This is a genomic window from Arsenophonus nasoniae DSM 15247, from assembly GCF_000429565.1.
Classification (GTDB): domain Bacteria; phylum Pseudomonadota; class Gammaproteobacteria; order Enterobacterales; family Enterobacteriaceae; genus Arsenophonus; species Arsenophonus nasoniae.
Map to the genome: position 1 here is coordinate 1 of NZ_AUCC01000126.1, position 5,809 is coordinate 5,809.

The window sequence follows — 5,809 nt, forward strand, 5'->3', positions numbered from 1 at the left end:
TCATTATCCCTCTGAGCACGCTTAAGTTGAACTTCTAATTCTTGTATGCGCTGTTGCTCGGGTGTTAACGCTTTTGATTTTACAGGCGTATTCCCATTTAACTCGGCAAGATATTGTTGCTTCCATCGTGATACGGCAGATTTACCCGCACCGGATATTTTTTCAACTTGGATATTGCTATATCCACCTTCAACCATGAGTTTTGCATATTCCAGTTTTTGCTTTCCGCTAAAGGTTACTTTTACTTTTCGGGTCATATTTATACCTATAAGATTTTGCTTAATTATAAGCTATAAATCTCTACAGTTTTATTAGACCACTACAAGAAGGGGAGGATGTTAAAGTTGACTTGGGTGATAGACAGAGTGTTACCTTAAAAAAACAGACTGTTGCAGGGCTCAGTGCCAAGAATTTCAATTTCCAGCCCACTTTTGTTGCGCCAGCCGCTTATACCAGTAGCCATACTACCATGACCCAAGCACAAACGGGTCTGGGAACGGTGATCCTCAAAGGCGGTGGTGATGGGATCCATTTTAATCTTGATGCGCAGGGGCAAATGAAATTTAGTCTGGCTGGAACTATCTATAGTCGTGATAGTGCAGCATCAGATGTGTTTGTGGTAGAAGCCCAGCGGGGCGTTAATGATTACCAGAATGCATTAAGAGGATTTCGGCACGGTATTGATAAAATTGACTTGCGCCAAGTCGGTATCAGTGATTTTAGCCAACTGACTATTGTTAAGAATAATCGTGCGACCATTAATGGCTTATCACAGATCCATGGTGTTGACGTGATGTTAAAAAGCGCCGATGGGGCGGACGCTGATGTCAAGCTACTGTATCTTGATACGCTGGATGTTTCTCAGCTTGACGCGAACGATTTCCTTTTTGCTAAGCCGGCACCGGCTCTGGTGTCGACGGTTAAACCAGTGGTGGTGCTATCACCTGATAAGTTGACGGTGATTGTGCAAGATCCATTGACAGCAAACACGCCTGAGGTGGATCTCACAGATAGCGCGCGCAGGCGTAGAAGCATTGAGCTGCCTGCAACGTTTAACAAACCGGAAAATGATTTTGCTGTGCAACCCATATCGCTACCCACTGACCTCTCGAGCAATCGTTATCATCAGTTGAAGGATAGTGATGTTGAACATCTTGTTGATTCCATGTCCTCATTTGAATCCTCAGAGCCTGATAGCGTTATGCTCAGTGTTGCTGGTGGACAATATAGGTTGCCACCAGTGCTGTTTGCTAATGGATCATCGTCAATAAACATAAGAATGTAGCGCCATCGTCGTTTTTGGCATAGGTTTTTAGGACTTAATGGAGCACCTGATTGGGCTTTTCCACTAGCAATATTTTAAATATTATTGTCGGTAATAGCGGTAAATTACTTTCAGCGTACGCAATATATAAAAGGATATAACATGCAGATAAAAGGTTTAATATTATTAGGAATGATAGCTGATTTTTTAATGGGTTGTGTAACCAAAGATGCAGTATATGGTACGCTCCTGGCTAACTTGACTAAGCTCACGAGCAAGAAGCAAATATAGATAGTGATTGAGAAGGGTGTTTGTTAACTTTAGCCCCTCTTACTTAGTAACTTAAATGCACCTGTAAGTTACAAGGTGGTAAGATTATTCAAAGATGAACTGGGCACTTAAGTTTCTAACCCATCACTGGCGTAGACAGCTTCAAGCTACCTTGTTAGGAACTTGGTGCCCGGAGGCGGAATCGAACCACCGACACGAGGATTTTCAATCCTCTGCTCTACCGACTGAGCTATCCGGGCAACCGAGCGCATTAAACCTTATTCCACCCAAGTCGTCAATGTATTTCCGGTAAAAAACGCGAAATTAGGCTTATTTGCTGTTTTTTTGTACCAAAATAATGGCTATCTTTTTTGGGCTTATTTTTTAATTTAAAGCATCATTCTTTCTGCATTTAGCTATGGTTAATATATCTTCTGCCAATAGCTTGGCGATCAAAACATCTGCAATATTTCGCTTAACCAGTAATTTGCTTAGGCAACCTTCTAAAATCAGTTCCATTTGCTTAGCCACTTGTTCGCTGTCGTCTATATCTAGTTGCCTTAGTAGCTCGAGGCTAAAATTAAATGACAATTGTTTTTGCTGTTCACTTAGTTGATGAATAGGATGCTCTGGATTGGGAAAAATACTACATGCCGCGATAAATAGGCAGCCAGGAAAGCGATTATCGGTAACTTTTTGGGCTAACTGGTTATAACGGGCTAATAATTTTTCTTCTGGCGAAAGTTCGTCATTCAGTTGCAGCTGGCGTTGCCAGGTTGCAATCTGTTGACTATGGTAGCGTAAACAGTCATACAGGAGCGCTTCATCATCTGGCCAAAATTGACGCGACTGATTAACGTCAACGTTAAGTTTTTTTAGTAGAATCTCTATATTACCGCTAAGGCCGTGTTGTTCTAACAGTTGTAGTACCGAGTTCAGGACTTGCTCACGTTGCATGTTTATTTCTCTTGCCGTTGCGTAACTTGTTCTAAATGCTGATAGAACATTTTGCTATTCATAAAACCATAAACCCGGGAATTGGGTAATTCGCTGCCCTTCTCATCATAGAAAATAATAGTGGGTAATCCATAGACATCCAGATATTGTAGAAGGGATTTTTGTTCAGCACTATTTTCTGTCACATTGGCTTGTAGTAATAACATATTATCCAGCTTACTTTTTACTTTAGGATCACTAAAGGTGTATTTTTCAAACGCCTTACAGGCGACACACCAGTCAGCATAAAAATCAAGCATAACAATTTTGCCACTATTATTACTGATTGCTTGTTTGATTTGCTGCCAATTTTTTACCTGGTTAAATTTTAAAGCTAATGGCTCTTGGGGGAGTGGTATGGCAAACATTTGCCAAACCCCATTTTGTAGTGGTTGGGCTGCTATGATGGCTAATAGTAAAAATAACATCTGCCCAATCCGCGCCCAGCCGCCATGTTTCTTAAGTAATAGAATCAGAGCCCATAGGCAGAATGAAGTAATTAATAAACTGGTTAACCGCAGACTCCAAATTTCGCCAAAAATTCTTTCGAGTAAGAAAATGGGTAATGCTAAGATGACAAAGCCAAAAGCTTCTTTGATATACTGCATCCAGGGACCGCTACGTGGAAGTAGTCGATGGCCAAATAATATTATGCCAATCAGTGGCAGCCCCATACCTAATGCATAGAGGTAAAGTGTTAAACCCCCGATTAATATATCTCCGCTTTGGGCAATGTAAAGCAAAATAGCACTGAGTGGCGCAGTGGTACAGGGAGAACAGATAAGTCCGGCCAAGGCGCCCATAATAAATACACCAAAATAAGATCCTCCTTTTTGGTGGTCGCTCCAATTAATCAGTTTTGTTTGCAGTGAAGAAGGTAGCTGTAGGTTATAGAAACCAAACATGGAAAATGCCAGTAGAATAAATAGAGCTGAAATTATGATCAAAACATAAGGGTGCTGTAGTGCTGCTTGCAATGATAAACCAGCCGCTGCCACAATTAGCCCCAACAGCGTATAAGTGAGAGCCATTCCTTGCACATAACTAAAAGCTAACCAAAAGATTTTTATTACACTTTTCGGCCGTTGCTTGCCTAATATAATACTTGAAATCAAAGGGTACATTGGTAAAACGCAGGGCGTAAATGCAACACCAATGCCGAATAGGAGTGCCCATAAAGGTGAGAAGGGCTGTTCAGTTTTTTCGTGAGTCGTTTTTTTCGCTGACGTGTTAGTGTTTGATTGAACAAATTGACTGCTGGCTGGCAATTTTTTTGTTGCAATGACCGTGCTAAGGGGAATAATTTTGGTTTCTGGTGGATAACAGTAGCCGGCAGCCGCACACCCCTGATATTTCACTTCAATACTGGCCTGGTCTGTGGCACGGATAATAGGAATGTTAATAACTAAATTATTAAAATAAACCACAGTTTTACCAAAAAATTCATCTTGATGATATTTTCCTTTTGGTAATTGATATTTACCCAGTTTGGCATGACTGGGCTGAAATTTAATCTGTTTTTGATAGAGATAATAGCCAGGCTGTATTTGCCAATTCAATATCAATTTGTTTTCTTTTTGTTCAAAATCAAACAAGAAAGCTTGATCAGCAGAGAGCAACCGATTCATCCTCCGTTTTCAAAAATAGCATGTGCTGCGGTTGATAAAAGGAATGTTCCACAAAGTAATAGTAAGTAGCCTAAAACATAAAGACGTCTCTGCATAATAGATTTTAAAATAGGTGTTAAGTTTAAAATAAGATAATTATTGAACTATAACCTACTGTTTATGGATTGGAAAAGTTTTAGTGTCTAATTTTGCTTAAAGAATATTGATTAATACGATAAAAATTCAAGGACTTTAGGCCCTTGAATCATATTTTAGTTAAGTTAAAGGATGATGCTACCAAACAAAAAGCCGAAAAGGACCGATAAGGAAACACCTATTGTGCCAGGAATAAAAAATGGATGATTAAACACAAAACGACCAATGCGCGTCGTATGGGTATCATCCATTTGAACGGCAGCCACTAAGGTTGGATAGGTTGGTAAAACGAAGAGACCAGAAACCGCAGAAAAAGAGGCAATGGCGGTTAATGGGCTGACGTTTAACGCTAATGCCATTGGCATTAACGCCTTGGCCGTTGCAGCTTGAGAATAGAGTAACGCAGAACAGATAAAAAATATCACCGCTAACATCCATGAATGATTATGAATAAGCTGGCCGGCAGTGGCTTTGATCCAATCAATATTTGCTTGGACAAACGTGTCGCCTAACCATGCTACGCCTAAAATACAGATACAGGCACTCATACCGGCTTTAAAGGTATAGCGCTACCCATTAACAAATGGTCAAAATTATTGTTAAAATAAAATACTTTAATAAGTATAAAACAATGTCATATAGCGTAGATCTAAGAGAACGTGCAGTGAAAGCGGTTCATGAAGGAATGAACAAAATAAAAGTATGCAAAATTTTTAATATAGCAAGACAAACGCTGTATAACTGGCTTTATTTAGAAAAAATTCAAGGTCATTTAAACCCACAAACAGGTTTTCAAAAAGGACATAGCCATGGAATAAAAGATTTAAATGAATTTCGTGAATTTGTTGCCCACCATGGAGATTATACGCAAGTAGAAATGGCCGAAATTTATCGTGTAGGCTCATCAACGATAGGAAGAGCGATGAAAAAAATAGGTTATTCTAGAAAAAAAAGAGCCAAACTTATGCCGAAAGAAGCGAAGAAAAACGCGCGGCCTATTTAGCTGAAATAAAAGCTGTTTGCCTTGAGCAAAGGGTCTTTGTCGATGAATCAGGGATGAATGATAATGATTTTTATCCCTATGGTTACAGCGCTATTGGTAAAAGATATTATGAAGCACAGCCAGGCCATTATAAAAAAAGAATTAGCATGATAGGCGCGTTATGCAATCAAGATTTTATGGCGCCCTTCATGTTTCAAGGTCACTGTAATACACAGGTATTTGAACTATATATTGAAAATATTTTGATCCCTAAATTAACGAAAGGAAAAACGGTTATCATTGATAATGCCTCTTTCCATAAATCAGAAAAAATTAAAAACTTAATGCAAGCAGCTGGAATAAAGCTTATTTACTTGCCTCCCTATTCTCCCGATTTAAATCCTATAGAACATTATTGGCATAAAATTAAAAATTCAATTAGAAAATTAATGCGTAATTCTAAATTATTATTAGAAAATGCTATGGAGCAGACTCTTAAAGAAACGTCTATTTTTTAGTGGTCATAGCTATACT

7 protein-coding genes, 1 tRNA gene and 1 pseudogene are annotated in these 5,809 nt (G+C 39.1%); 4 read left to right on the plus strand and 5 right to left on the minus strand.

Going from position 1 to position 5,809, the window contains the following annotated elements:
- On the minus strand, positions 1–257 hold a 257-nt coding region (locus G468_RS0115800; RefSeq protein WP_026823884.1), incomplete at its 3' end, for an IS3 family transposase.
- Positions 258–349: 92 nt separating this feature from the next.
- Between G468_RS0115800 and G468_RS22630 the strand changes: the two genes are divergently transcribed.
- Positions 350–1,285, plus strand: coding sequence for a hypothetical protein (locus tag G468_RS22630; protein ID WP_051297159.1), 936 nt, complete (start codon positions 350–352; stop codon positions 1,283–1,285).
- 141 nt (positions 1,286–1,426) lie between these two features.
- Positions 1,427–1,555: a hypothetical protein gene (locus tag G468_RS25590; RefSeq protein ID WP_478209563.1), complete on the plus strand. Its 129-nt coding sequence runs from the start codon at positions 1,427–1,429 to the stop codon at positions 1,553–1,555.
- 163 nt (positions 1,556–1,718) lie between these two features.
- On the opposite strand, the gene G468_RS0115815 is transcribed toward G468_RS25590, so the two are convergent.
- From G468_RS0115815 to G468_RS0115830, 4 genes and pseudogenes are all read right to left on the minus strand, one after another.
- Positions 1,719–1,794: transfer RNA gene (locus tag G468_RS0115815), tRNA-Phe, on the minus strand.
- A gap of 124 nt (positions 1,795–1,918) precedes the next feature.
- Entirely contained in the window at positions 1,919–2,491 is a 573-nt protein-coding gene (dicD, locus tag G468_RS0115820) for a division control transcriptional repressor DicD (RefSeq protein ID WP_026823885.1), read from the minus strand.
- A 2-nt stretch (positions 2,492–2,493) separates the two neighbouring features.
- Positions 2,494–4,158 carry a protein-disulfide reductase DsbD gene (locus G468_RS21460; protein ID WP_407061996.1) on the minus strand — a complete coding sequence of 555 codons (1,665 nt, stop codon included), beginning with the start codon at positions 4,156–4,158 and terminating at the stop codon, positions 2,494–2,496.
- 260 nt (positions 4,159–4,418) lie between these two features.
- Positions 4,419–4,856: pseudogene (locus G468_RS0115830) on the minus strand (anaerobic C4-dicarboxylate transporter family protein); the annotation flags it as partial.
- 68 nt (positions 4,857–4,924) lie between these two features.
- Here G468_RS0115830 and G468_RS23505 point away from each other — a divergent pair.
- Together G468_RS23505 and G468_RS0115840 are read left to right on the plus strand one after the other, a co-directional pair.
- Entirely contained in the window at positions 4,925–5,296 is a 372-nt protein-coding gene (locus G468_RS23505) for an IS630 transposase-related protein (protein ID WP_034249224.1), read from the plus strand.
- 5 nt (positions 5,297–5,301) lie between these two features.
- Positions 5,302–5,793, plus strand: a complete 492-nt coding sequence (locus G468_RS0115840; RefSeq protein ID WP_026821750.1) for an IS630 family transposase — start codon at positions 5,302–5,304, stop codon at positions 5,791–5,793.
- The last annotated feature ends 16 nt before the right edge of the window (positions 5,794–5,809 follow it).

Bases quoted from the DNA above. Each gene is read 5' to 3' on its own strand.
- G468_RS25590 (WP_478209563.1), top strand. From the start codon at position 1,427: ATGCAGATAAAAGGTTTAATATTATTAGGAATGATAGCTGATTTTTTA.
- dicD (WP_026823885.1), bottom strand. From the start codon at position 2,491: ATGCAACGTGAGCAAGTCCTGAACTCGGTACTACAACTGTTAGAACAA.
- G468_RS21460 (WP_407061996.1), bottom strand. From the start codon at position 4,158: ATGAATCGGTTGCTCTCTGCTGATCAAGCTTTCTTGTTTGATTTTGAA.
- G468_RS23505 (WP_034249224.1), top strand. From the start codon at position 4,925: ATGTCATATAGCGTAGATCTAAGAGAACGTGCAGTGAAAGCGGTTCAT.